Below are 22,541 nucleotides of genomic sequence, written 5' to 3'. Positions count from 1 at the left end.
GACAGCTTGGGCAGTGATGCGTGGCTCACAGTTTGCCGAGCAAGGCCGTATTTAAGCGGTTTATTTTGCCCGACTGGAGCCGGCTCGCTTGCCGCCCGGTCGAGCCACGGGGAAACTGCGCCGATGGATACTCAATGGTTGAACAATAAAAACCCACCGGCGGCCATCGACGACTTCTTCGTCCCGGAGCTGTGCGAGCCGGAAGCGCTGCTGAGCATGGTCTTGCTGGCCGAGTTGCTGGTGCTGGTGCTGGTGCTGGCCGAGCCGATGTTGCCGGGCTTCGACTGGGTGCGCCTGGCGCTGACCTCGCTGTTCGTGCAGTGGATCCTGTTGCTTTCGGCGGCCCTGCTGTGTCGTCTGCGGCCCTTGCTGGCGCGCTGGCGTGCGGCTCTGGCCGGCGTGCTGTGCTGCCTGATCGTGGTCGGGCTGACGCTCGCCTGCACCGCGGTGGCCGATTATTACGACCTCGGCGGGCCGCTGCCACATGCTGGCGAGGTCAATCTTTACCTGCGTCACGCCCTGATCAGCATGATCATGTCTGCACTGCTGCTACGCTATTTCTATCTGCAGAGCCAATGGCGAAAGCAGGAACAGGCTGAGTTGCGTGCGCGCATCGAGTCCTTGCAAGCGCGGATTCGGCCGCACTTTCTGTTCAACAGCTTGAACAGTATCGCCAGTCTGGTGGTGATCGACCCGCTCAAGGCCGAGCAGGCCGTGCTGGATCTGTCCGACCTGTTTCGCGCCAGCCTGGCCCGCCCCGGCAGCCTGGTGCCCTGGAGTGAAGAGTTGGAACTGGCCAAGCGATATTTGTCGATTGAGCACTATCGCCTCGGCGAACGACTACAGTTGCAGTGGGAGGTGGTCGATGTGCCTAACGATTTGCCGATTCCGCAGCTGACGCTGCAGCCTTTGCTGGAGAACGCCTTGATCTATGGAATCCAGCCACGCATCGAGGGTGGCTTGGTGCGTGTCGAGGCGAGCTATACCGATGGGGTGTTCCAGTTATGCGTCAGCAACCCTTATGAGGCACAACACGAGCAGCCGCCTTCGCGTGGGACACGCCAGGCGCTGGGTAATATCGATGCGCGTCTTGCGGCACTTTTCGGGCCGCGGGCCAGTCTCAGCGTGGAGCGCCGTGACGGCCGCCACTTCACCTGTCTACGCTATCCTTGTGCGAGACTTACGCAGGAAGCCCGTGTCCTATGAATGTCCTGATCGTCGATGATGAACCCCTGGCTCGCGAGCGCCTCAGCCGTATGGTCGGCGAGCTCGATGGCTACCGTGTCCTCGAGCCGTCTGCGAGCAATGGCGAAGAGGCCCTGACTCTGATCGACAGCCTGAAGCCGGATGTCGTGTTACTGGATATCCGCATGCCGGGCTTGGATGGCTTGCAGGTCGCCGCCAAGCTTTGCGAGCGTGAAGCGCCGCCCGCAGTGATTTTCTGCACGGCCCATGACGAATTCGCCCTGGAGGCGTTCAAGGTCAGCGCGGTGGGCTACCTGGTCAAACCGGTGCGCGCTGAGCATCTCAGTGAGGCGCTGAAAAAGGCCGAGCGGCCAAACCGGGTGCAACTCGCTGCCCTGACTCGTCCCGCGGCCGAGAGCGGCGTCGGCCCGCGCAGCCATATCAGTGCGCGCACCCGTAAAGGCATCGAGTTGATTCCGCTCGATGAGGTGATCTTCTTCATCGCCGATCATAAATACGTGACCCTGCGCCATGCTGGCGGCGAAGTGCTGCTGGACGAGCCGCTCAAGGCGCTGGAAGACGAGTTTGGTGATCGCTTCGTGCGCATCCATCGCAATGCCCTGGTCGCCCGTGAACGCATCGAACGCTTGCAGCGCACCCCGATCGGGCACTTTCAGCTATTCCTCAAAGGTCTTAATGGCGACGCGCTGATCGTCAGCCGCCGGCATGTGGCCGGGGTGCGCAAGCTGATGAACAGCTTGTAGGGTTTGTCGGCGAGTGGGTCGGGAAGGGCATGAGGCGTGGGGCGCATGCTCTGCATTCCACACGCCGTCCCCCACCCGCTGTGCGGCCCCTGTTATTATTCCAGGCAGTTCGTTTTCTGGAATTGCCCATGTCCCGCGAAATTCGTATCGCCACCCGTAAAAGCGCCCTGGCCCTGTGGCAGGCCGAACACGTTAAAGCCCGCCTGGAGTTGGCTCACCCTGGTCTGAAAGTCAGCTTGGTGCCGATGGTCAGTCGCGGCGACAAGTTGCTCGATGCGCCGCTGGCGAAAATCGGTGGCAAGGGCTTGTTCGTCAAAGAACTGGAAACCGCCCTGCTCGAGAATGAGGCCGACATCGCCGTGCATTCGATGAAGGATGTGCCCATGGACTTCCCCGCAGGCCTGGGCCTGTTCTGCATCTGCGAGCGCGAGGACCCGCGCGATGCCTTCGTCTCCAACAGTTTCGACAGCCTCGATGCCCTGCCAGCCGGCAGCGTGGTCGGGACCTCCAGTTTGCGTCGCCAGGCGCAGATACTGGCCCGGCGACCCGACCTGAAAATCCAGTTTCTGCGTGGCAACGTCAATACCCGCCTGGCCAAGCTGGATGCGGGTGAGTACGACGCCATTATCCTCGCCGCCGCTGGCCTGATTCGTCTGGGCTTTGCTGCGCGTATTCGCGCCTCCATCAGTGTCGAAGACAGCCTGCCGGCGGGAGGGCAGGGTGCGGTCGGGATCGAGTGCCGCCGCGCCGATACCGAGATCCATGCCTTGCTGGCAGTATTGAATCATCACGAGACGGCCTTGCGCGTCACCGCCGAGCGGGCACTGAACAAGCGGCTCAATGGTGGCTGCCAGGTGCCGATCGCCTGCTATGCGGTGCTTGAAGGCGAGCAATTGTGGTTGCGCGGCCTGGTTGGTCAGCCCGATGGTGGCGTGCTGCTGTGTGCAGAAAGTCGCGCGCCGGCGGCGCAGGCCGAGCAACTCGGTGTGCAAGTCGCCGAGGCGCTGCTGGCGCAGGGTGCCGCGGAGATTTTGCAGGCTGTCTACGCTGAGGCCGATGCCGAGTGAGCAACTGGCGCTTGCTGTTGACCCGCCCGGCCGAGGAGTGCGCGGCCCTGGCCACGACCCTGGCCGAACAGGGGATCTACAGCAGCAGCCTGCCGCTGCTGGCGATCGAGGCCCTGGCCGAGACGCCGGAGCAGCGCGCGACCATCCTCGAGCTTGATCGCTACTGCGCGGTGATTGCGGTGAGCAAACCGGCCGCCCGGCTTGGCCTGGAGTTGCTCGACCGTTACCGGGCGCAACCGCCGACCGAGCAGCCCTGGTTCAGTGTCGGTGCAGCCACCGCCGAAATCCTCGAGCACTATGGTCTGACCGTGCATTACCCCGCGCATGGCGATGACAGCGAGGCTTTGCTCGCGCTGCCGCAGCTGCAGCAGGCGCTGGCTGCGGCGCTCACTCCTCGCGTGCTGATTCTGCGCGGCGAGGGCGGCCGGGAGCTACTCGCCGAGCGCTTGCGCGACCAGGGTGTGGCGGTCGACTATCTGTCACTGTACCGTCGATTGTTGCCGCACTATCCGTCAGCGGCACTTGCCGAACGGGTGCAGGCGGAACGCTTGAATGGCCTGGTGGTCAGCAGTGGGCAGGGCTTTAGCCATCTGCTTGAGTTGGCGGGCGAGCACTGGCCATCGCTGGCTCGACTACCCTTGTTCGTACCTAGCCCGCGGGTGGCTGAACAGGCGCGTGTTGCTGGCGCCGAAAGTATTGTGGACTGCCGTGGCGCGAATGCCGTGGCGTTGTTGGCGGCGTTGCAGGCGCAACCTGCCCCGACCTCTGATGCAAAGGATGGATACGTGAGCGAAGCGACTAGCCCGAAAGAACAAGAGCAGCCAACAGCGGAGGCGCCTGCTGTTACACCGCCAGCCCCTGCGGAAAAATCACCCTCACGCGGCAATAGCCTGGCCTTGCTGGCACTGTTGTTGGGCGCGGTGGGTGTGGCGGTGGGTGGCTGGAGCTTATGGCAATTGCGCAATCTGGAGGTGCGCGACCAGCAGCAGCTCAGTCAATTGGCGGAGGCGCGCAGTCAGACCGAAGTCTTGGCCCAGCGCACCCAGGGACTGGATGCTCGCTTGCAGCAATTGCCCGATGCCGATGAACTGGATGCTCGCCGCCGTCTGGTCGCGCAGTTGCAAGGCGATCAGCAGCTGCTCAATCAGCGCCTGGAGACGGTCCTCGGCGCCAGCCGCCAGGATTGGCGGCTGGCCGAGGCCGAGCATTTGTTGCGCCTTGCCAGTCTGCGCCTGTCGGCCTTGCAGGATATCGACAGTGCCGAAGCCTTGGTGCAGGGCGCCGACGAGATTCTCCGCGGGCAGGACGATCCCGCCGCTTTCGCGGCGCGCGAGCAATTGGCCAAGAGCCTCGAGGCATTGCGCGCAACCGTCAATCCCGATCGCACCGGGTTGTTCCTCCAGCTGGCGGCGTTGCGTGAGCAGGTGGCGCAATTGCATGCGCTGAACCCAACCTTCGTCAGTTCCGGTGGGGTACTCAGTGATCTGGCCGCCGAGGGCGATGGCAGCAGTTGGTGGGCGGAGTGGCTCGAGACCCTGTCGCAGTATTTCCGCATCGACTTCAACGCCGATCAGAATATTCGGCCGTTGCTCGCCGGGCAGAGTCTGACGCAGGTGCGCCTGGCCCTCAGCCTGGCCCTGGAGCAGGCGCAGTGGGCGGCGTTGCACGGGCAGACCCCGGTATATCGGCAGTCGCTGGTGCAGGCGCGCGAGGTGCTGGATGCGCATTTCGATCTGGACAATCCCAGTAGTCGTGCCTTGCGTGCACGCATCGAGGAGTTGCTCGAGCAACCGATCGAGGTGGCCGCGCCAGACCTGAGTGGTTCGCTCAACGCGGTGCAGGCCTATATCCAGCGCAAGCAGACGGCCCGGGCGCAGCTAGAGCGTGACGCACCGGCAGAAGCGCTGCCGAACGTGGAGGAGGCTCGCCCATGAAGCGTGTTTATCTGCTGCTCGTCGTGCTGGCGGTCGCTGCGGGGCTGGCATTGCTCGCCCTGGCAGTAGCCGAACACAAGGGCTACGTGTTGTTCGCCTACCAGGGCTTTCGCTACGAGTCGAGCTTGTGGGCTTTCCTGGCGTTGGTCGCGTTAGTCTGGCTATCGCTCTATCTGCTGCGTTTGATGCTGCGCCTGGTGGTCACCTCGGGCGGGCTGGTCAATCCCTGGTCGCGTCTGCATGGCCGTCGCCGCGTGCGTCTGGCCCGCGAGCAGGGTTTTCTCGATCTGGCCGAAGGTCGTTGGGCGCCGGCCTTGCGCCATTTGCGCCGAGCCGCCGCAGGCGAGGAGCAACCTCTGGCCTATTACCTGGGTGCCGCTCGTGCCGCGCATCAACTGGGGCAGGCGGAAGACAGTGATCAGTTGCTGGAGCAGGCGCTCACGCGGCAGCCGCAAGCCGAGCTGGCCATCGCCCTGACCCATGCCGAATTGCAATTGGCGCGCGGTCAAGCCGATGCGGCGCTGGAGACCTTGCAGGTGATGAGCGAGCGCCATCCCCACCACCAACTGGTACTGCGTCAGCTGCAGCAGCTGTATGTGCAGCGTGGCGATTGGTCGGCGTTGCTCGGCTTGTTGCCGGAATTGCGCAAGGACAAGGTTCTCGCTGATGCTCAGTTGGCCGAGCTCGAGCGGCAGGCCTGGAGTGGCCGGCTGGCGGATGCCGGTCGGATTGACGAAGGCGGCGGGCAGGATGCTTTGGCGGCGCTGGCGCAAGCCTGGCAGCAACTGTCAGCGGCGCACCGCCAGGAGCCGGAGTTGCTGGCTGTCTATGCCGAGCGTTTGCGTGTGCTGGGCGCAGAGCCTGAAGCCGAAGAATTACTGCATACGGCGCTCAAGCGCAGCTATGACAGTCGCCTGGTGCGACTCTATGGCTTGCTGCGCGGGCGCGACCCTGCGCGCCAGTTGCAAGCGGCCGAGGGTTGGTTGAAGCAGCACCCGAGTGATGCGGGCTTGTTGCTGACACTGGGTCGGCTGTGTTTGCAGTGCCAGTTATGGGGCAAGGCCAAAGAATATTTCGAGACTAGCCTGGTGTTTCAGCGCCACCCGGAAACCTGTGCGGAATTGGCACGCCTGCTGGCCCGACTGGGCGAAACCGAGCAGAGCAATCGATTGTTTCAGGAAGGGCTGGGGCTACTCGATCAACGCCTGAACAGCCTGCCTTTACCTGCACCAGTCGCCAGCTGATAGGCGGATTTTCCCAGGTGTTGGCGGGGGCAGAGACGCATCGCGGCCGATAGTATGTCGATCCGCTTGATGTTGATCATGGGATGGGCCTGATTATTCAACCCATGCTGTGCAAGTTGGTCTGCATATGTTGTAGTGCAAGCAAGCGTCGAGTGGGGTTTGGCTGAGTTTCTCCAGGCCAGACGCTGTGCGGGACGCCGATTAAACGCTCGTATGAAATTTTCTCGACCGAGCGCCTTGATGGCGCAGGTTCGCGAGCATAATCTGGCTCGCAAGCACCGCCGAAAGTTGCCGTTTTCGGTCGCTTTTCCAAGACCATCTGCCGATTGACAAAAAACCGTCTCGGATCGGACGTATAACAGAAATACCGATAAGGGAAGTGAGGCCATCATGCTCGATAGTTGTCAGAACGCCCAGGAACGTTGGGGTGGTGTTCACCTGCTGATCGATCGCTGGTTGCAGGAGCGCCAGGAATTGGTGAGTGCCTACACGGCCATTAGCAATTCCCCACAAGCACCCATTACCAATGCGCAAGCCTTGCAGAGGTTCTGCGAAATTCTGGTCGACTACGTGTCCGCCGGGCATTTCGAGGTCTATGAACAGCTGACCAATGAAGCCAAGGCCTTTGGCGATCAGCGTGGCCTCGACCTGGCCAAGCAGATCTACCCACGTATCGAAGTGATCACCGAGGTCGCTCTGACGTTCAACGACCGCTGCGACAATGGCGATTGCCACGATAGCGTGTCCCTGGGCGAAGAACTCCAGCGCTTGGGGCCGTTGCTGCATGAGCGGTTCGAGCTGGAAGACTGCCTGATCGAAGTGCTGCATAACGCGCATCAGCAGCTGGCTTCGGTCCCGGCTCCCGTACTCTAGCAGGCGACTTTCAACCGCCTGCCAGTAGGGCCTCGGTCGATGCTGTCGAGCCACGTCGGCTCGACCATCAGGTGCCAGCGTGCCCCTCTTGAGCAAGCGGGGCTTGGTCTTCGCTTTGGCGGGGATGCGGTTTCCGCCGCTCTGGTTGGCGCGAGTGTTTGTTCTGTCGCAGCCAGCTGCCTGTCAATTCCCTCAAGCAGTCGCTTGGTGCGTTCGACCTTTCGGACTCCCTGGCTTAAGCGTTCTCCCAGATCCAGATCCTAGGCGGAAGCCACGCAGGCAGCGCAGCGTGAACGCGAGCAGGAAGATTTGATTGGGCTGCGTTCCTCGGCGCCTGCCTACAATTTCGAGCCAATTACTATTCTCCGACAGGCTGCTAGTATGAGTGGCATCTACATCCGCCCGGAGGCGCGCCATGTCGGCCAAAAAGAACACCAAGAAGAAATCGGTAAGTACCCCGCTGCACCTGCTCCATCAACTCTCCAGCAGCTTGCTCGAGCATCTTGAGGATGCGTGTTCGCGAGCGTTGATCGAAGCTGAAAAGCTGCTCGGCAAGCTGGAGAAGCAGCGCGGCAAGGCCCAGGAAAAGCTGCATAACGCCCGCGTCAGATTGCAGGATGCTGCGGTGGCGGGCAAGGCCAAGGCGCAGGCCAAGGCCAAGGATGCGGTGGGCGAGCTGGAAGATTTGCTCGATACCCTCAAGGACCGGCAGAGCGAGACCCGCAATTATATCGTCGGTCTCAAGCGCGACGCGCAGGAAAGCCTGAAGCTCGCCCAGGGTGTAGGCAAGGTCAAGGTGGCTGCCAGCAAGGCCCTCGGCCGCAATGAAGCCAAGCCCGTTCTCGTCAAGCCAGCAGCCAAGCCGGTCGCTGCCAAAACGCCGGTAGCCAAGGCCACTTCCAGGCCGGCGGCGAGCAAAGCGCCTGCCAAGGCTGTTAGCAAGCCTGTGGCTAAGCCCGCAGCCAAGCCTGCAGTCAAAGCTGTCGCCAAGCCGGTTGCCAGTAAAGCCGCGGCAAGTAAACCAGCAGGCGCGGCAGCCAAGCCAACCGGCAAGACACCGCTTAAGCCCGCGGCGAAGCCAGTAGCTGCTCCTGCGGCCGCCAAGCCAGTTGCCAAGGCACCGGCCAAGCCGGTAGCGAAGAAGCCGCTTGCCACCAGCACGGCCAAGCCTGTGGCAGCCAAGCCCGTGGCAAGCAAAGCGGCGAGTAAGCCAGTGGCGAAGCCTGCGGTTAAAGCTGCAGTCAAACCCGCGGCGAAAAAGCCAGCGGTTGCTAAGCCCGCGGCGGCAACCCCGGTTGTCGGCTCGCCGGCAGAGCCCGTTGCAGCCACTGCGGTACCTGCAGGCAGCGCCCCGCCTAAAGCGTCCTAAACTTGTCGGGCTGCGGCGTGCAGCAGATGCAGTGCGTCGCGGTCGGCTGCCGTGGTCACAAAGGCCAGCGAGTGCAGCCAGTCATGTATGTCTTCGGCAGTATCGCCTGGCCAGTCATGGCCGCATGACGCCAGGCGTTGCAGCAGTTCGCGTTCGGCCGCCAGTTCAAGCTGTTTGATCTGCTCGCGCAGCGCCGCCAGAGCGCTGTCGTGGTGAGCGGCTGCGCGCCATTGCTGGCGGACGTGCCTGAGCGCACTGACCACCTCGCGCTGCCAGGGCTGGGCTATGGCGCGCAAGCAGTCGGCTCGTTCGGCGCTGCAGGCCACACCACGGCAGCCGAGCCAGGCGCCGCAGAGCAGCAGGCAGATATCGTTACCCTGAGCCTGCAATTGCAGGCAGGCGGTCTCGACGCCGGGGCGGCGATAGAGGTCTTCGGCGAAACGCCACAGGTCAGGATGCATGGTGCTTTCCAGGTATGCTGCCGGCGACTCTGGTAGACTCCGCCGCCATTATGATTCGACTCCAGAACCTCACTTTACAGCGTGGCCCGCAGCGTCTGCTAGAAGACGCCGAGCTGACCCTGCATCCCGGCCAAAAAGCCGGCCTGATCGGCGCCAATGGCGCCGGCAAATCCAGCCTGTTCGCCTTGTTTCGCGGCGAGCTCAGCGCGGACGCGGGCGACTGCCTGATCCCCGCCGACTGGCGCATTGCCCATATGCGTCAGGAGATCGACGCGGTCGAGCGCCAGGCGGTGGACTATGTGCTCGATGGCGATGTACAACTGCGCCGGGTGCAGGCCGACCTGGCCGTGGCTGAGACGGCGCACGATGGCGTCGCGATTGCGCGGCTGCATACCGAGCTGGATAACCTCGATGGTTATGCTGCCGATGCGCGTGCGCGCAAATTGCTCGCCGGCCTGGGTTTCGAAAGTGCGCAGATGGACCGCCGCGTCGGTGATTTTTCCGGAGGCTGGCGCATGCGCCTGAACCTGGCCCAGGCGCTGATGTGCCCATCCGACCTGTTGTTGCTCGACGAGCCGACCAACCACCTGGACCTGGATGCGATCCTCTGGCTGGAAGGCTGGTTGCAGAGTTATCCAGGCACCCTGCTGCTGATTTCCCACGACCGCGACTTTCTCGATGCGGTGGTCGATCACATCGCGCACGTCGAGCAGCGCAAGTTGACCCTCTATCGCGGTGGGTACTCGGCCTTCGAGCGCGCCCGCGCCGAGCGCCTGGCTCAGCAGCAGCAGGCGTTCGAGAAGCAGCAGGCGCAGCGCGCGCACATGGAAAAGTACATCGCCCGCTTCAAGGCCCAGGCGACCAAGGCGCGCCAGGCGCAGAGCCGGATCAAGGCGCTGGAACGCATGGAAGAGCTGTCCGCCGCGCATGTCGACTCGCCGTTCGACTTCACCTTTCGCGAGGCCAGCAAGATTTCCAGTCCGCTTCTGGACCTGAGCGAAGGCCGTCTCGGTTATGGCGACAAGGTGGTGCTCGAACAGGTCAAGCTGCAGTTGGCGCCCGGTGCGCGCCTGGGTTTGCTCGGACCCAACGGGGCCGGTAAATCGACCCTGATCAAGAATCTGGCGGGCGAGTTGCAACCCATCAGCGGCCGCTTGCAGCTTGGCGAGAACCTGGTGGTTGGCTATTTTGCCCAGCATCAGCTCGACGCCCTCGACGATAAGGCCAGCCCGCTCCTGCATTTCCAGCGCCTGGCGCCCACCGAGCGCGAGCAGACGCTGCGCGATTTCCTCGGCGGTTTCGATTTCCGCGGCCCGCGCTGCGACGAACCCGTGCTGAATTTTTCCGGGGGCGAAAAAGCGCGCCTGGCCCTGGCCCTGATCGCCTGGGGCAAGCCCAACCTGTTGCTGCTCGATGAGCCAACCAACCACCTCGACCTGGAAATGCGCCTGGCGCTGACCATGGCCCTGCAGGAGTTCGCCGGCGCCGTGGTGGTGGTCTCGCACGATCGGCACTTGCTGAAAAGCACCACCGACGAATTCTTCCTGGTCGCCGATGGCCGGGTGCAGCCGTTCGACGGTGATCTCGAGGACTACGCACGCTGGTTGGTGGATTACCGTGTGCGCCAGGCACCAGCCAGCAACACTGAAAGCAATCTGGATAAAACCGACAAGCGCGCCCAGCGCCAGGCCGCTGCGGCACTACGCCAGCAGCTGGCGCCGCTCAAGCGTGAGGCCGACAAGCTGGAGAAGGAACTCGGCCAGCTGCATGAGCGCCTGGCTGCCGTGGAAGCCCGCCTGGGCGACAGCGCGATCTACGAAGCGGCCAGCAAGAATCAGTTGCGTGAGGCGCTGGCCGAGCAAGCCAAGCTGAAAGGCCATGAAGCCGACCTGGAAGAGCGCTGGATGGAAGCGCTGGAAACCCTTGAGACCTTGCAGGCTGAATTGGCAGCGGCCAGTTGAGCTGGCGTGATCGCCATCGGCAGTGCTGGCCCGTGGCGTCGCGCTGAAGCCAGGTAGCGGTGATCTACGCCCGCCTCGAAAGCGCCGACCTTTCACTCGACATGCCGTGCGCCCCTGGCGTGGCGGAACACTTTCAAACCCTGGCAATCACGAGACTTAACGCATTATGGAATGGCTCGCCAACCCTGAACTCTGGATCGCTTTTCTGACCCTGACGGCTCTGGAAATCGTCCTCGGCATCGACAACATCATCTTTATCTCGATCCTGGTCAGCCGCCTGCCCAAGGCCCAGCAACCCAAGGCGCGCTTCTTCGGCCTGGCCCTGGCCATGGTTACGCGGATTCTGCTGCTGCTGTCGATCAGTTGGGTGATGCGCCTGACCACGGATCTGTTCCACGTCTTCGGCGAGGGTTTCTCCGGGCGCGACCTGATTCTGTTCTTCGGCGGCCTGTTCCTGCTGTTCAAGAGCACGGCGGAGATCTACCACGGCCTGGAGGGTGAAGAGGATGACCAGCAGGCCGGTGGCAAGGCCTATGGTGTCATGGGCATCATCGTGCAGATCGCGATCATCGATATCATCTTCTCGCTGGACTCGGTGATCACCGCGGTCGGCCTGGTCGACAACGTGCCGGTGATGGTTGCCGCCATTGTTATCTCGGTGATCGTGATGATGCTCTCGGCCAGCACCATCAGCGACTTCATCGACAAGCATCCGAGCTTGAAGATGCTTGCGCTGTCGTTCCTGATCGTGGTCGGTACCGTCTTGATCGCCGAAGCCTTCGGTGTGCATGTGCCCAAGGGTTACGTCTACTTCGCCATGGCCTTCTCGCTGTCGGTCGAGGCCGTCAATATCCGCATGCGCGGTGCTCGTGCCCGCAAGAAGGGGCTGGCGCCGGTGCAGCTGCGCAAGGGTGCGCCGGACTAAGCGCCTGACTGGGCATGGCCAGCGGACAGGGGTAGGCTAGAGAACCTGCCGGTGTCCGCTGGCAGCCCTTTATCACTCTGTTCTGAGGTATTCGCCATGGCGCTTGAAACCTGGCTCGCGTTCTTCGTCGCCTGTTGGGTGATCAGTCTGTCGCCGGGAGCTGGGGCCATTGCCTCGATGTCCGCCGGGCTGCAATACGGCTTCTGGCGCGGTTACTGGAATGCGCTGGGGTTGCAGCTGGGCCTGGCGCTACAGATCGTTATCGTCGCCGCCGGCGTCGGCGCGATTCTCGCCGCATCGGAAGTTGCCTTCAGCCTGATCAAGTGGTTCGGCGTGGTCTATCTGGTGTACCTCGGTTATCGCCAGTGGCAAGCCTTGCCTAGCGATATGGCGGCGCAAACCGAGCGCCCGATAGGTCGGCCGCTGACTCTGGTCCTGCGCGGTTTTCTGGTGAACTTCAGCAATCCCAAGGCCATCGTCTTCATCCTGGCGGTGTTGCCGCAGTTTCTCAATCCGCAGGCGCCGTTGCTGATGCAGCACCTGCTGATGGGCGTGACCATGATCTGCGTCGACCTGGTAGTCATGGCCGGCTACACCGGGCTGGCGTCGCGGGTGCTGCGGGCATTGCGTTCGCCGCGGCAGCAGCGGGTGATGAACCGCAGTTTTGCCGTGATGTTCGTCGGTGCCGCAGCGCTGTTGGCCACGGTGCGCCGCGCTTCTAGCTGAATCTGGCACCAGTCAGATGAACCCTCAGCAGGGTATTGATTGACCGTCCCAGGCCCAGAAAGTACCGGGCTGTGCGGGACCGTGGCGCTCGATCTGGCTCAGCAGGTGCTTGAGCAGCAGGGGCGTGGCGAAGGCGTTGGCCTGGAACGCCGCTAGCATGCCGGGCAATCCAGGCTACATCCGCGCGCTACAACAGTTATTCGCTGAGGGCTTGGCCAATGCCTCGGCTGGCTCCGTAGGCCAGCGTTGCAGCGGTTCCTGCAGGCGACCCCATCGGCTCACTAGGGCACTCCAGTGTTTGCGGCAAATTGTCACGGACCATTGGAGGGTGGAGGCTTGAGGTAATTAGTTAGGCCGGTAACAATGCAACGCTATTCATTCGTATTTGTGACTAACTCCTATATGTTCTCTTCTTCTCGTTTACTGCGCGGGCTGCTCGTGCCCCTGCTGGCGCTCTGCAGCCTGAGTACCATGGCCGACACCACTGCGGGCGCGGCCCAAGCCCTGCATTTGTTGGGCTACCTGGGCGCCGATTATCCGGCGACCGTGGCCAACGGGCAGGTGCTCGACGCCGGTGAATACCGCGAGCAGTTGGAGTTTGTCGCCGTGCTGCAGGGCTTGATCGTCGCGTTGCCGGCCCGCCCAGAGCAGGCCGAGGTGGAGCAGGGCGTTGCCAACCTACGCCAAGGCATCGAACGGCGCGAAGAGGGGGGCAAGGTCACCGCTCAGGCCCGGCAATTGGCTGCGACCCTGGCCAAGGCCTATGCCATCAGTCAGACCCCGGCGATCACCCCTGACCCAGCCCGCGGCGCCCCGCTGTTCGCTCAGCACTGTAGCGTCTGTCATGGCGAGCAGGGCGCTGGCGATGGCCCGGCAGGGATTGGCCTGGAGCCACCACCGGCCAATCTGCGCGATCTGTCGCGGATGGATCGGCTGAGCCTATACGACCTCTATAACACCATCGGCCTGGGCATCGACGGCACCGATATGACGGCGTTCGCCGACCAGCTGGATGCGCGCGAGCGTTGGGACTTGGCCAGTTATATAGCCGGATTCGGCGCCGAACAAACGCTTCAGACCCAGCCATTCAGTCTGGCCGTGCTGGCAGGCACCACGCCTGCGGAGATCGCCCAGCAGCAGGGCGAGGAGGCTGTCGCGCAATTTCGCGCCCAGCGCGCCCAGCCACCGCCGCCGTCGCGCGGCCCGCGACAACTGATCGAGCATACCCGCACCACTCTGGAGCAGAGTCTGGCGGCTTATCGCCGCAGCGAGCGGGAGCAGGCCTACGATCTGTCAGTCGGCGCCTACCTGGAAGGTTTTGAACTGGTCGAAAGTGCCTTGAACAACCTCGATCCGCTGCAGCGCAAGGCCACCGAAAAGGCGCTGATGGCCTACCGGCAAGCGTTGCAGGATGGTCTCTCGGTAGCCCAGGCGGCGCAGCGCCTGGAGCTGGCCAAGGTCGAGCTGGGCAAGTCTGCCGCCTTGCTCGACGTGAGCGGCCTGTCGGACTCGCTGAGTTTCTTCTCCAGCCTGCTGATCCTGCTGCGCGAGGGCCTGGAGGTCATCCTGGTGCTGGCGGCGATCCTCGCCTTCCTGCGCAATACGGGGCAACAGCAGGCGGTGCGTAGCGTGCACCTGGGCTGGGGCCTGGCGCTGCTGGCTGGGGTCGGCACCTGGGCGTTGGCGGCTTACCTGATCGATGTCAGTGGCGCCCAGCGCGAGATGCTGGAAGGCATCACCGCCTTGTTCGCCAGTGTCATGGTGCTCTGGCTCGGCGTGTGGATGCATGACCGGCGTCATGCCGCGGCCTGGCAGGACTACATCAAGAGCAGCCTGGTCGGCGGTGGCGGGCGCTTCGGTTTCGCCGTGCTGGCGTTCTTCTCGGTGTACCGCGAACTGTTCGAGGTCATCCTGTTCTATGAAACCCTCTGGTTGCAGGCCGGCCCTCAGGGCCATGGCATGGTTCTGGCCGGCGCTGCAGCGGCTCTGCTGCTGTTACTGGGCTTGGCCTGGGTGATCCTCCGCGGTTCGCGCAAGTTGCCGCTGGCGACCTTCTTCAGCGTCAACGCGGTACTGCTCTGCACCCTGTCGGTGGTGTTTGCCGGGCATGGGATCGCCGCGCTGCAGGAGGCCGGGGTGCTCGGCACACGACCGCTGGCGTTCTTCGAATTTGACTGGCTGGGCATCCATGCCGACGCTTATGGCCTGTCGGCCCAAGCGCTGGCACTGCTGGCTATCGTGGTGTTCTATGCTCGCAGCTGGCTTGGCGAACGGCGGCGTGGGCAGGTTGGTACAGTCTGACGCGCAGCCCTGCTGAACGGCGGCAGTTCACTTGAGCTGCCGGGTATGCCTGCAAACCTAGGGAGGTCGAGAGTCGATGCGCGTGTGGATAGATGCAGATGCCTGCCCGAAGGGGGCCAAGGACCAGGTGGTCAAGTTCGCCCTGAAGCGGCGTTTCGAGGTGTTACTGGTGGCTGGGCAGGCGCAGATCAAGCCGGCCTATGCCTGTGTGCGCTTGATTGTGGTGCCCAGCGGGCCGGATGCCGCCGACGATTATTTGGTCGAACACGCCTTGCCCGGTGACTTGGTCATCTGCAGCGATGTGCCGCTGGCCGATCGTCTGGTGAAGAAAGGCGTTGCTGCTCTCGATCCGCGCGGTCGCGAGTTCGACGAAGGCAATATGGGCGACAAGCTGGCGGTGCGTAACCTGTTTACCGAGCTACGCGAGCAGGGGCAGATCGGCGGTGGTCAGGGGCCTTACGGCGAGCGCGACAAGCAGGCCTTTGCCAATAGCCTGGATCGCATCCTGACCCGCCTTTTGCGCAGCTGATTCAGCCGCACAGGTAGGTGCCGGTGCCTACCGCGATCAGGGTGCCGTCATCGCTGTGCAGTTCGCTGCGCACCACCGCGACCTTGTTGCCGGTACGCAGCAGCACGGCGCTGGCGGTGAAGTGCTGGCCGCGACCGGGGCGCAGGTAGTCGATGCGCAGGTCGATGGTGCCCAGCTTGGACAGCCGCACCATGCGCTCCTGGCTGGACAGGTGTTGATGCTTGTCGAAGGCGCCGATCAGCGCCATGGCGCCACCGGCGACATCCAGCAGCGAGGAAATCACCCCGCCATGCAGGATGCCGTGGACAAAGTTGCCAATCAGCGCAGCCTGCATCGGCAAGTGCATGGTCACGCGCTGCGGACTCAGCTCGCCGAGCTGGATGCCCAGCATCTGGTTGAACGGAATGCGTTGGAAAAAGCCGCTCACCGCCTGATGCAGTTCTGGGCTGAGTTCGAGAGGTGGAGTGGTCATGGCGCCTGCCTTTGCGAGATGTTACCCACGCTGCAGCAGGTAGCCGTGCTTGGCCAGAGGCGCGGCGGGTGTGCCGCGCGCATTGGCGGTTTCGGCCTAGACGTGGGTCAGCTCGAGTACCCGGTCGACCAGCTTGTTAATACCCGAGGCCGCTTCACTGATCGACTGGGCGAGCATGTAGGCCGGCGTAGTGACCAGCTTGTTGGTGTGGTCTTCGACAACTTCGCTGACCTCGCACTCATGATGGACTGCGCCCATCTGCGTCAGCGCGGCGGCGGTTTCCTGGTCGTTGCCGATGGTGCAGACCACGCCGCGGCCGAAGATCCTGGCCGCCAGGGCCGGGGCGATGCACATCATGCCGACCGGTTTGCCGGCCTTGACGAAGGCTTGGGCGGCGCTCAGCACGTCGGGCTGCACCGTGCAGTTGGCACCGCTGAGGACGAAGTCGGAGAGATTCTTGGCCACGCCAAAGCCTCCGGGCATGATCAGGGCGTCGAAATTGTCCACATGCAGTTCACGGACGTCCTTGATCTGGCCGCGAGCGATGCGGGCGGCCTCTACCAGGACGTTGCGCTTCTCGTCCATTTCATCGCCGCTGTAATGATCGACCACATGCAGTTGCTGCACGTTCGGCGCAAAACATTGCACTTCTGCACCGCGCTGGTCGAGGCGCAGCAGGGTGATCACGCTTTCATGAATCTCGGCGCCGTCGTAAACGCCGCAACCGGAAAGAATCACCGCTACTTTTCTGTTCATTGAGAACTCCTGGTCACTGGGCTGAGCGAAGGTGGCTATGCAGATTATGGCTGGTCTGCGGCCGACCCTCGACAAGTTGAACGAGGTGAATCGCTGTGTGGGTCGGGCGCATCATCATCGGCCTGGGTATGTTCAGGTTGGTAGGGGGCGCGCGAAAGACTCGATACGCCGAGGTTAGGATCCTGAAGGTAATCCTAGCCGCTGGGCTTTGGCAGCGATATGGGCCTGGGATGAATTACATCCGCTAGACCACATCTCTGTGGGCGGGATGCTGCTGGGGGTTACCACCTGCTCCGCGCGCGGGTTCTGCCGGCCGGCGGCGCTGGCGGGGTGACTCAATGCGCCGAGCGGCGCAGGCGCCGGCGTAGCCAGAAGCCCAGGGCGATCAGCAGCAGTGCGGCGAAGACATACAGCTGGTAGCGGCGGAAGTCGCCGAGGATGGTTTCCAGCGCCGCGCCCAGGTGATAGGCCGCCAGACCCAGGCCGGTAGACCAGATGGCCACGCCGATGGCGTCCAGCAGCAGGTAGCGTCGCCATGAGTAACCGGACAGGCCGATAGCCAGCGGCATCACCGTGCGCATGCCGTAGATGAAGCGAAAGCCCAATACCCACAAATCCGGATGCCGGCGCAGGAGCAGCAATGCCTTGTCGCCCAGGCCCTGCCAGTGTGGCCGGCGGGCGAGGATGCGGCGACCATGGCGGCGGCCGAGGAAATACCACAGCTGGTCGCTGGCGTAGGTGCCGCCGAATGCGCACAGCACCACCCCTTCGATGCTCAGGTAGCCGCGCAGAGCCAGATACGCCGCCAGTAGCAGCGACATCTCGCCTTCGAGAAAGGTGCCAAGCAGCACCGCGGGATAGCCAAATTGCTGCAGGAGGTTTTCGAGCATGGGGGCGGCCGAATGATCGGGCGCTCAGCCTACTCCCTTGCGCCGCTCGGGAAAACGGCGCGACGCTCGACGACTGTGGCATGGTGGTCACAATATTTGCAGGCTACCGCGACGCATTGGCGCAGTTGTGCCTGCGCTCGTCATCATTTAGTCATAATGGTGGCTTATAACTGTCACGCTTGCCCGTTCCTACGGGCCATGGAGTCTGCTGTGAGCTTTACCCCTGCCAATCGCCTGTTTCCCGCCACCCGACTGCGCCGCAACCGTAGCGATGATTTTTCCCGGCGCCTGGTGCGCGAGAATCGCTTGAGCGTCGACGACCTGATTTTTCCGGTGTTCGTGCTTGACGGTGACAACCGCCGCGAGGCGATCGCCTCGATGCCGGGTGTCGAGCGTCTGTCCATCGACCTGCTGCTGCAGGAAGCGGAGAAGTGGGTAGCCCTGGGCATTCCGGCGCTGGCGCTGTTCCCGGTGACGCCGCTGGAGAAAAAGTCCCTGAACGGTAGCGAGGCGTGGAACCCCGAGGGCATTGCCCAGCGCGCGATTCGCGCCCTGCGTGCACGCTTCCCGGAACTGGGTATCATCAGTGACGTGGCCCTGGATCCCTTCACCACCCACGGCCAGGACGGCATCCTCGACGAAGACGGCTACGTGCAGAACGACGTCACCGTCGACGCCCTAGTCAAGCAGGCGTTGTCGCATGCCGAGGCCGGTGCCCAGGTGGTCGCGCCGTCGGACATGATGGACGGTCGGGTGCAGGCCATCCGCGAGACCCTGGAGCTGGCCGATTTTCCCAATGTGCGCATCATGGCCTACTCGGCCAAGTACGCCAGCGCCTACTATGGCCCGTTCCGTGATGCCGTGGGCTCGGCAGCCAACCTGGGCAAGGCCAACAAGGCCAGTTACCAGATGGACCCGGCCAACGGCGACGAGGCGCTGCACGAAGTGGCCGCCGACCTGGCGGAAGGCGCCGACATGGTGATGGTCAAGCCGGGTATGCCCTATCTGGACATTCTCTGGCGGGTCAAACAGGAATTCCGGGTGCCAACTTTTGTCTATCAAGTCAGTGGCGAGTACGCCATGCATATGGCTGCGATCCAGAATGGCTGGTTGAGCGAGGCGGTGATTCTCGAATCGCTGACCGCTTTCAAGCGTGCCGGTGCCGATGGCATCCTTACCTATTTCGCCGTTCGCGCGGCAGAACTGTTACAGCCGGGGCACTAGTCCCGCAGGACGATCCAATGACCACCGAAGGACTCACCCCGAGCGAGTTGCAGACTGCCGAAGCGGTCGTCGCCGAACTGCCAGCGGAAATCCTGCCGCCGCTCGACACGCCGGCGCCTGCGCCCACGCCAGCACCGCCCATGGTGGTGCCAAGCCTGGACGACAGCAGCCTGTATATCCACCGCGAGTTGTCGCAGCTGCAATTCAATATCCGCGTGCTGGAACAGGCGCTGGATGAGTCCCACCCGTTGCTGGAACGGCTGAAATTTCTGCTGATTTTCTCCAGCAACCTGGATGAGTTCTTCGAGATCCGTGTCGCCGGCTTGAAGAAACAGATCAACTTCGCCCGCGAACAGGCCGCTGCCGATGGCTTGCAGCCGCATCAGGCGCTGGCGCGGATTTCCGAGCTGGCGCACGAACAGATCAGCCGGCAGTACGCGATTCTCAATGACACCCTGCTGCCGGCGCTGGAAAAGCACCAGGTGCGCTTTATCCGCCGGCGTCACTGGAACACCAAGTTGAAGGCCTGGGTGCGTCGCTACTTTCGCGACGAGATCGCGCCGATCATCACGCCGATCGGCCTGGACCCGACTCACCCGTTTCCCTTGCTGGTGAACAAGAGCCTGAACTTCATCGTCGAGCTGGAAGGCATCGACGCCTTCGGTCGCGATTCGGGCCTGGCGATCATCCCGGCGCCGCGCCTGCTGCCGCGGATCATCAAGGTGCCGGAGGATGTCGGCGGCCTCGGCGACAACTACGTATTCCTCTCCTCGATGATCCACGCGCATGCCGACGATTTGTTTCAGGGCATGAAGGTCAAGGGCTGCTACCAGTTCCGCCTGACCCGTAACGCCGACCTGTCGGTGGACACCGAAGACGTCGAGGACCTGGCTCGCGCCTTGCGCGGCGAGCTGTTCTCGCGGCGTTACGGCGATGCGGTGCGTCTTGAGGTGGTCGACACCTGCCCGCGGCCGCTGCTGGATTACCTGCTCAAGCAATTCAGCCTGAGCGAGAGTGAATTGTACCGGGTCAGTGGCCCGGTCAACCTGACCCGCCTGTTCAGCATCACCGGCCTGGCCAGTCACCCGGAGCTGCAATACCCGCCGTTCACCCCGGTAATCCCCAAACTGCTGCAAAACAGCGACAACATCTTCAGCGTGATCAGCAAGCAGGACATTCTCCTGCTGCACCCGTTCGAGTCCTTTACCCCGGTGGTCGATCTGCTGCGCCAGGCGGCGAAAGACCCGCACGTGCTGGCGATCAAGCAGACCCTGTACCGTAGCGGCGCCAACTCGGAAATCGTCGATGCGCTGGTCGAGGCCGCGCGTAACGGCAAGGAAGTCACCGCGGTGATCGAGCTGCGCGCGCGCTTCGACGAGGAGTCCAACCTGGCCCTGGCCAGCCGCCTGCAGGCGGCCGGTGCGGTGGTGATCTACGGGGTGGTCGGTTTCAAAACCCACGCCAAGATGATGCTGATCCTGCGCCGCGAGAGTGGTGAGATTGTCCGCTACGCGCACATGGGGACCGGCAACTACCACGCCGGCAACGCCAAGCTGTACACCGACTACAGCCTGCTCACCGCCGATGTGGCGCTGGGCGAGGATGTGGCGAAGATGTTCAGTCAGCTGATCGGCATGGGCAAGACCCTGCGCATGAAGAAACTGCTGCATGCGCCCTTCACCCTGAAAAAAACCCTGCTTGAGCTGATCGCCAAGGAAACCGCCGCGGCCAACGAGGGCAAGCCGGCGCACATCATCGCCAAGTTCAACTCGCTGACCGATGCGAAGATCATTCGCGCGCTGTACAAGGCCAGCCAGACCGGGGTGCGTATCGACCTGGTGGTGCGTGGCATGTGTTGCTTGCGTCCGGGTATTCCGGGTGTGTCGCACAATATCCACGTGCGCTCGATCATCGGCCGCTTCCTCGAGCACACGCGGGTGTTCTACTTTCTCAACGAAGGTGAGGAAAAGATTTACCTGTCCAGCGCCGACTGGATGGAGCGCAATCTGGACAAACGGGTCGAGAGCTGTTTCCCGGTGGAAGGCAAGAAGCTGATCATGCGGGTGAAGAAGGAGCTGGAGGCTTACCTGGCCGATAACACCCAGAGCTGGGTGCTGCAGTCGGACGGACGCTACCTGCGTAGCAGCCCAACCGGCAACCAGAACCCGCGCAGCGCGCAGGCCGGGCTGCTGGAAAAGCTGACGGTGCCGTTGGTCAGCGCACGCTGAGTTCGATACCGGTGCGTTTGAGCCACTCGGCTTCCTGAATGAAGTCCGCCTGGGTCAACGGATTGCTCGCCAGCCAGTCCTTCGGGAAGCGAATCTCCAGGCTTTGCGCCGCTGCCCGCAGTTGCACCTGCGGCATCTCATGGGTGCCGCGGATGTGATGGAAGAGGATGGCGAAACGCAGCAGTACGCACAGGCGGATCAGCTTGATGCCTTCATCGCCAAACTCGCCAAGCTTGTCTTTAGGAATATTGCGCCGGTGACCGCGTACCAGCAGTGCGAGCATCTGCTGATCCATGCGTGAGAACCCGGCCAGGTCGGAGTGCTCGATCAGGTAGGCGCCGTGCTTGTGATACTGGTAGTGGGCAATGTCCAGGCCAAGTTCATGCACCCGTGCGGCCCAGATCAACAGTTCGCGGTGCCATTCGTCGCCCAGTTCCCAGCTATCGGCCACTTGATCGAGTGCTTCCAGGGCCTTGTGCTCGACCCGGGCGGCTTGCTCCAGATCGACGTGGTAGCGCTCCATCAGCGCGCTCAGGGTGCGCTGGCGTACATCTTCGTGGTGATGGCGGCCGAGCAGGTCGTAGAGCACGCCTTCGCGCAGGGCGCCTTCGGAGTGCGACATGCGCTCGATCTCGCAGGCATCGAAAATCGCTTCGAGAATGGCCAGGCCGGCGGGGAATATCCCGCGTCGATCCGGTTTGATACCGCCGAGGTCGAGTTTCTCCACGTCGCCGAGCTTGAACACCTTGCGCTTGAGCCAGGCCAGACCTTCCGGGTTGATCTCGCCGGTGCCCAGCCCAGCGGCCTGGATCGCCAGGCCTATGGCCTTGATGGTGCCGGACGCGCCGACCGCTTCCTGCCAGCCGAGCCGGTGCAGGGCGTGCTCGATACCCATTATCTCCAGGCGTGCCGCGGTATAGGCCTGGGCGTAGCGGGCCGGGGTGATTTTGCCGTCCTTGAAGTAGCGCTGGGTGTAGCTCACGCAGCCCATCTGCAGGCTCTCGCGCAGCAACGGCTCGAAGCGCTGGCCAATAATGAATTCGGTACTGCCGCCACCGATATCGGTAACCAGGCGCTTGCCCGGGGTGTCGGCGATGCTGTGGGACACGCCGAGGTAGATCAGTCGCGCTTCTTCGCGGCCGGAGATGACTTCGACCGGATGGCCGAGGATTTCCTCGGCGCGACGGATGAATTCGCCGCGGTTGTGCGCCTCGCGCAGGGCATTGGTGCCGACGATGCGCACCGCACCCTCCGGCAGGCTGGCGGTCAGTTGGGCGAAACGGCGCAGGCACTCGAGGCCGCGTTGCATGGCTTCCTCGTTGAGCAGGCGCCGCTCGTCGATGCCGGCGGCCAGCTGCACCTTGTCACCCAGGCGTTCGAGGATGCGCAGCTCGCCGTGATCGGCCTTGGCCAAGACCATGTGGAAGCTGTTGGAGCCCAGGTCGATGGCTGCAATCAAGGGAAATGACTCTGCAGGGGTATGCGGCATGATGGGGCTTTCTCAATGCGGTACGCCGCCATCGTGCCACGATAGGTGGGGCACGCCAACGCATACTGATGTCGCAGGCTGTTGTCTTGGGCTGGAGGGTCCGTTGTTTACGGCTGGAGTTGCGCGGTTCTTTGCCAAGGCCT

At 63.1% G+C, this 22,541-nt stretch carries 20 protein-coding genes and 1 pseudogene; 15 read left to right on the top strand and 6 right to left on the bottom strand.

What is annotated here, in order from left to right:
* Nucleotides 1-123: 123 nt before the first annotated feature.
* The 8 genes and pseudogenes from VCJ09_RS23275 (at nucleotide 124) to VCJ09_RS23240 (ending at nucleotide 8,436) form a co-directional block, all read left to right on the top strand.
* Nucleotides 124-1,206 (top strand): sensor histidine kinase, encoded by a 1,083-nt coding sequence (locus tag VCJ09_RS23275; RefSeq protein ID WP_324732366.1) that lies wholly within the window; start codon nucleotides 124-126, stop codon nucleotides 1,204-1,206.
* A complete protein-coding gene (locus VCJ09_RS23270; RefSeq protein WP_079203806.1) occupies nucleotides 1,203-1,949 on the top strand; it encodes a LytR/AlgR family response regulator transcription factor in 747 nt (248 codons plus the stop codon). The genes VCJ09_RS23275 and VCJ09_RS23270 overlap by 4 nt, the downstream gene beginning before the upstream one ends.
* A 128-nt stretch (nucleotides 1,950-2,077) precedes the next feature.
* Entirely contained in the window at nucleotides 2,078-3,016 is a 939-nt protein-coding gene (gene hemC / locus VCJ09_RS23265; RefSeq protein ID WP_324732365.1) for a hydroxymethylbilane synthase, read from the top strand.
* Nucleotides 3,013-3,768: pseudogene (locus VCJ09_RS23260) on the top strand (uroporphyrinogen-III synthase); the annotation flags it as partial. The gene hemC and the pseudogene VCJ09_RS23260, both read left to right, overlap by 4 nt.
* A gap of 33 nt (nucleotides 3,769-3,801) precedes the next feature.
* Nucleotides 3,802-4,950: a uroporphyrinogen-III C-methyltransferase gene (locus VCJ09_RS23255; RefSeq protein ID WP_324734720.1), complete on the top strand. Its 1,149-nt coding sequence runs from the start codon at nucleotides 3,802-3,804 to the stop codon at nucleotides 4,948-4,950.
* Entirely contained in the window at nucleotides 4,947-6,194 is a 1,248-nt protein-coding gene (locus VCJ09_RS23250; protein ID WP_324732364.1) for a heme biosynthesis HemY N-terminal domain-containing protein, read from the top strand. The genes VCJ09_RS23255 and VCJ09_RS23250 overlap by 4 nt, the downstream gene beginning before the upstream one ends.
* Nucleotides 6,195-6,584: 390 nt before the next feature.
* The gene (gene rsd, locus VCJ09_RS23245) at nucleotides 6,585-7,067 is read left to right on the top strand and encodes a sigma D regulator (protein WP_324732363.1); all 483 of its coding nucleotides are present in this window, start codon (nucleotides 6,585-6,587) and stop codon (nucleotides 7,065-7,067) included.
* Between the two features lie 415 nt (nucleotides 7,068-7,482).
* Nucleotides 7,483-8,436: an AlgP family protein gene (locus tag VCJ09_RS23240; RefSeq protein ID WP_324732362.1), complete on the top strand. Its 954-nt coding sequence runs from the start codon at nucleotides 7,483-7,485 to the stop codon at nucleotides 8,434-8,436.
* On the opposite strand, the gene VCJ09_RS23235 is transcribed toward VCJ09_RS23240, so the two are convergent.
* Nucleotides 8,433-8,897 carry a TIGR02444 family protein gene (locus tag VCJ09_RS23235; protein ID WP_324732361.1) on the bottom strand — a complete coding sequence of 155 codons (465 nt, stop codon included), beginning with the start codon at nucleotides 8,895-8,897 and terminating at the stop codon, nucleotides 8,433-8,435. The two genes, VCJ09_RS23240 and VCJ09_RS23235, sit on opposite strands and share 4 nt — an antisense overlap.
* Before the next feature lie 50 nt (nucleotides 8,898-8,947).
* Between VCJ09_RS23235 and VCJ09_RS23230 the strand changes: the two genes are divergently transcribed.
* The 3 genes from VCJ09_RS23230 to VCJ09_RS23220 all read left to right on the top strand — a co-directional run bounded on the left by VCJ09_RS23230 (nucleotide 8,948) and on the right by VCJ09_RS23220 (nucleotide 12,509).
* On the top strand, nucleotides 8,948-10,858 hold the full coding sequence (locus VCJ09_RS23230; protein WP_324732360.1) for an ATP-binding cassette domain-containing protein: 1,911 nt from the start codon (nucleotides 8,948-8,950) through the stop codon (nucleotides 10,856-10,858).
* 166 nt (nucleotides 10,859-11,024) lie between these two features.
* Entirely contained in the window at nucleotides 11,025-11,783 is a 759-nt protein-coding gene (locus VCJ09_RS23225) for a TerC family protein (RefSeq protein ID WP_324732359.1), read from the top strand.
* 96 nt (nucleotides 11,784-11,879) lie between these two features.
* Nucleotides 11,880-12,509: a LysE family transporter gene (locus tag VCJ09_RS23220; protein WP_324732358.1), complete on the top strand. Its 630-nt coding sequence runs from the start codon at nucleotides 11,880-11,882 to the stop codon at nucleotides 12,507-12,509.
* Between the two features lie 24 nt (nucleotides 12,510-12,533).
* Here the strand turns inward: VCJ09_RS23220 and VCJ09_RS23215 are convergent, their stop codons facing one another.
* Nucleotides 12,534-12,668, bottom strand: a complete 135-nt coding sequence (locus VCJ09_RS23215) for a hypothetical protein (RefSeq protein ID WP_324732357.1) — start codon at nucleotides 12,666-12,668, stop codon at nucleotides 12,534-12,536.
* 243 nt (nucleotides 12,669-12,911) lie between these two features.
* Between VCJ09_RS23215 and VCJ09_RS23210 the strand changes: the two genes are divergently transcribed.
* Both VCJ09_RS23210 and VCJ09_RS23205 read left to right on the top strand, forming a co-directional pair.
* On the top strand, nucleotides 12,912-14,810 hold the full coding sequence (locus VCJ09_RS23210) for a cytochrome c/FTR1 family iron permease (protein ID WP_324732356.1): 1,899 nt from the start codon (nucleotides 12,912-12,914) through the stop codon (nucleotides 14,808-14,810).
* A 76-nt stretch (nucleotides 14,811-14,886) separates the two neighbouring features.
* Nucleotides 14,887-15,339, top strand: a complete 453-nt coding sequence (locus tag VCJ09_RS23205) for a YaiI/YqxD family protein (RefSeq protein WP_324732355.1) — start codon at nucleotides 14,887-14,889, stop codon at nucleotides 15,337-15,339.
* Between the two features lies 1 nt (nucleotide 15,340).
* Here VCJ09_RS23205 and VCJ09_RS23200 read toward each other — a convergent pair whose 3' ends face one another.
* The 3 genes from VCJ09_RS23200 to VCJ09_RS23190 all read right to left on the bottom strand — a co-directional run bounded on the left by VCJ09_RS23200 (nucleotide 15,341) and on the right by VCJ09_RS23190 (nucleotide 17,457).
* Entirely contained in the window at nucleotides 15,341-15,811 is a 471-nt protein-coding gene (locus tag VCJ09_RS23200) for a thioesterase family protein (protein ID WP_324732354.1), read from the bottom strand.
* A 96-nt stretch (nucleotides 15,812-15,907) separates the two neighbouring features.
* On the bottom strand, nucleotides 15,908-16,567 hold the full coding sequence (elbB, locus tag VCJ09_RS23195; RefSeq protein WP_324732353.1) for an isoprenoid biosynthesis glyoxalase ElbB: 660 nt from the start codon (nucleotides 16,565-16,567) through the stop codon (nucleotides 15,908-15,910).
* 335 nt (nucleotides 16,568-16,902) lie between these two features.
* Nucleotides 16,903-17,457, bottom strand: a complete 555-nt coding sequence (locus tag VCJ09_RS23190) for a DedA family protein (RefSeq protein WP_324732352.1) — start codon at nucleotides 17,455-17,457, stop codon at nucleotides 16,903-16,905.
* Between the two features lie 210 nt (nucleotides 17,458-17,667).
* On the opposite strand from VCJ09_RS23190, the gene hemB reads away from it, so the two are divergent.
* Together hemB and ppk1 are read left to right on the top strand one after the other, a co-directional pair.
* Nucleotides 17,668-18,681, top strand: coding sequence for a porphobilinogen synthase (hemB, locus tag VCJ09_RS23185; RefSeq protein WP_324732351.1), 1,014 nt, complete (start codon nucleotides 17,668-17,670; stop codon nucleotides 18,679-18,681).
* Between the two features lie 17 nt (nucleotides 18,682-18,698).
* A complete protein-coding gene (gene ppk1 / locus VCJ09_RS23180; RefSeq protein WP_324732350.1) occupies nucleotides 18,699-20,909 on the top strand; it encodes a polyphosphate kinase 1 in 2,211 nt (736 codons plus the stop codon).
* On the opposite strand, the gene ppx is transcribed toward ppk1, so the two are convergent.
* Nucleotides 20,896-22,398, bottom strand: coding sequence for an exopolyphosphatase (gene ppx, locus VCJ09_RS23175; protein WP_324732349.1), 1,503 nt, complete (start codon nucleotides 22,396-22,398; stop codon nucleotides 20,896-20,898). The two genes, ppk1 and ppx, sit on opposite strands and share 14 nt — an antisense overlap.
* Nucleotides 22,399-22,541 lie beyond the last annotated feature (143 nt).

Origin of the sequence: Pseudomonas paeninsulae (assembly GCF_035621475.1) — a bacterium.
GTDB classification, from domain to species: domain Bacteria; phylum Pseudomonadota; class Gammaproteobacteria; order Pseudomonadales; family Pseudomonadaceae; genus Aquipseudomonas; species Aquipseudomonas paeninsulae.
The sequence above is the reverse complement of the archived record's forward strand: the minus strand, read 5'-3'. Positions and strand labels throughout refer to the sequence as shown.

Bases quoted from the DNA above. Each gene is read 5' to 3' on its own strand.
- ppx (WP_324732349.1), bottom strand. From the start codon at position 22,398: ATGCCGCATACCCCTGCAGAGTCATTTCCCTTGATTGCAGCCATCGAC.
- VCJ09_RS23230 (WP_324732360.1), top strand. From the start codon at position 8,948: ATGATTCGACTCCAGAACCTCACTTTACAGCGTGGCCCGCAGCGTCTG.
- VCJ09_RS23225 (WP_324732359.1), top strand. From the start codon at position 11,025: ATGGAATGGCTCGCCAACCCTGAACTCTGGATCGCTTTTCTGACCCTG.
- VCJ09_RS23190 (WP_324732352.1), bottom strand. From the start codon at position 17,457: ATGCTCGAAAACCTCCTGCAGCAATTTGGCTATCCCGCGGTGCTGCTT.
- VCJ09_RS23220 (WP_324732358.1), top strand. From the start codon at position 11,880: ATGGCGCTTGAAACCTGGCTCGCGTTCTTCGTCGCCTGTTGGGTGATC.
- VCJ09_RS23250 (WP_324732364.1), top strand. From the start codon at position 4,947: ATGAAGCGTGTTTATCTGCTGCTCGTCGTGCTGGCGGTCGCTGCGGGG.
- VCJ09_RS23270 (WP_079203806.1), top strand. From the start codon at position 1,203: ATGAATGTCCTGATCGTCGATGATGAACCCCTGGCTCGCGAGCGCCTC.
- VCJ09_RS23240 (WP_324732362.1), top strand. From the start codon at position 7,483: ATGTCGGCCAAAAAGAACACCAAGAAGAAATCGGTAAGTACCCCGCTG.
- VCJ09_RS23215 (WP_324732357.1), bottom strand. From the start codon at position 12,668: ATGCTAGCGGCGTTCCAGGCCAACGCCTTCGCCACGCCCCTGCTGCTC.
- VCJ09_RS23200 (WP_324732354.1), bottom strand. From the start codon at position 15,811: ATGACCACTCCACCTCTCGAACTCAGCCCAGAACTGCATCAGGCGGTG.
- VCJ09_RS23210 (WP_324732356.1), top strand. From the start codon at position 12,912: ATGTTCTCTTCTTCTCGTTTACTGCGCGGGCTGCTCGTGCCCCTGCTG.
- rsd (WP_324732363.1), top strand. From the start codon at position 6,585: ATGCTCGATAGTTGTCAGAACGCCCAGGAACGTTGGGGTGGTGTTCAC.
- VCJ09_RS23275 (WP_324732366.1), top strand. From the start codon at position 124: ATGGATACTCAATGGTTGAACAATAAAAACCCACCGGCGGCCATCGAC.
- VCJ09_RS23235 (WP_324732361.1), bottom strand. From the start codon at position 8,897: ATGCATCCTGACCTGTGGCGTTTCGCCGAAGACCTCTATCGCCGCCCC.
- hemC (WP_324732365.1), top strand. From the start codon at position 2,078: ATGTCCCGCGAAATTCGTATCGCCACCCGTAAAAGCGCCCTGGCCCTG.
- elbB (WP_324732353.1), bottom strand. From the start codon at position 16,567: ATGAACAGAAAAGTAGCGGTGATTCTTTCCGGTTGCGGCGTTTACGAC.
- ppk1 (WP_324732350.1), top strand. From the start codon at position 18,699: ATGACCACCGAAGGACTCACCCCGAGCGAGTTGCAGACTGCCGAAGCG.
- VCJ09_RS23205 (WP_324732355.1), top strand. From the start codon at position 14,887: ATGCGCGTGTGGATAGATGCAGATGCCTGCCCGAAGGGGGCCAAGGAC.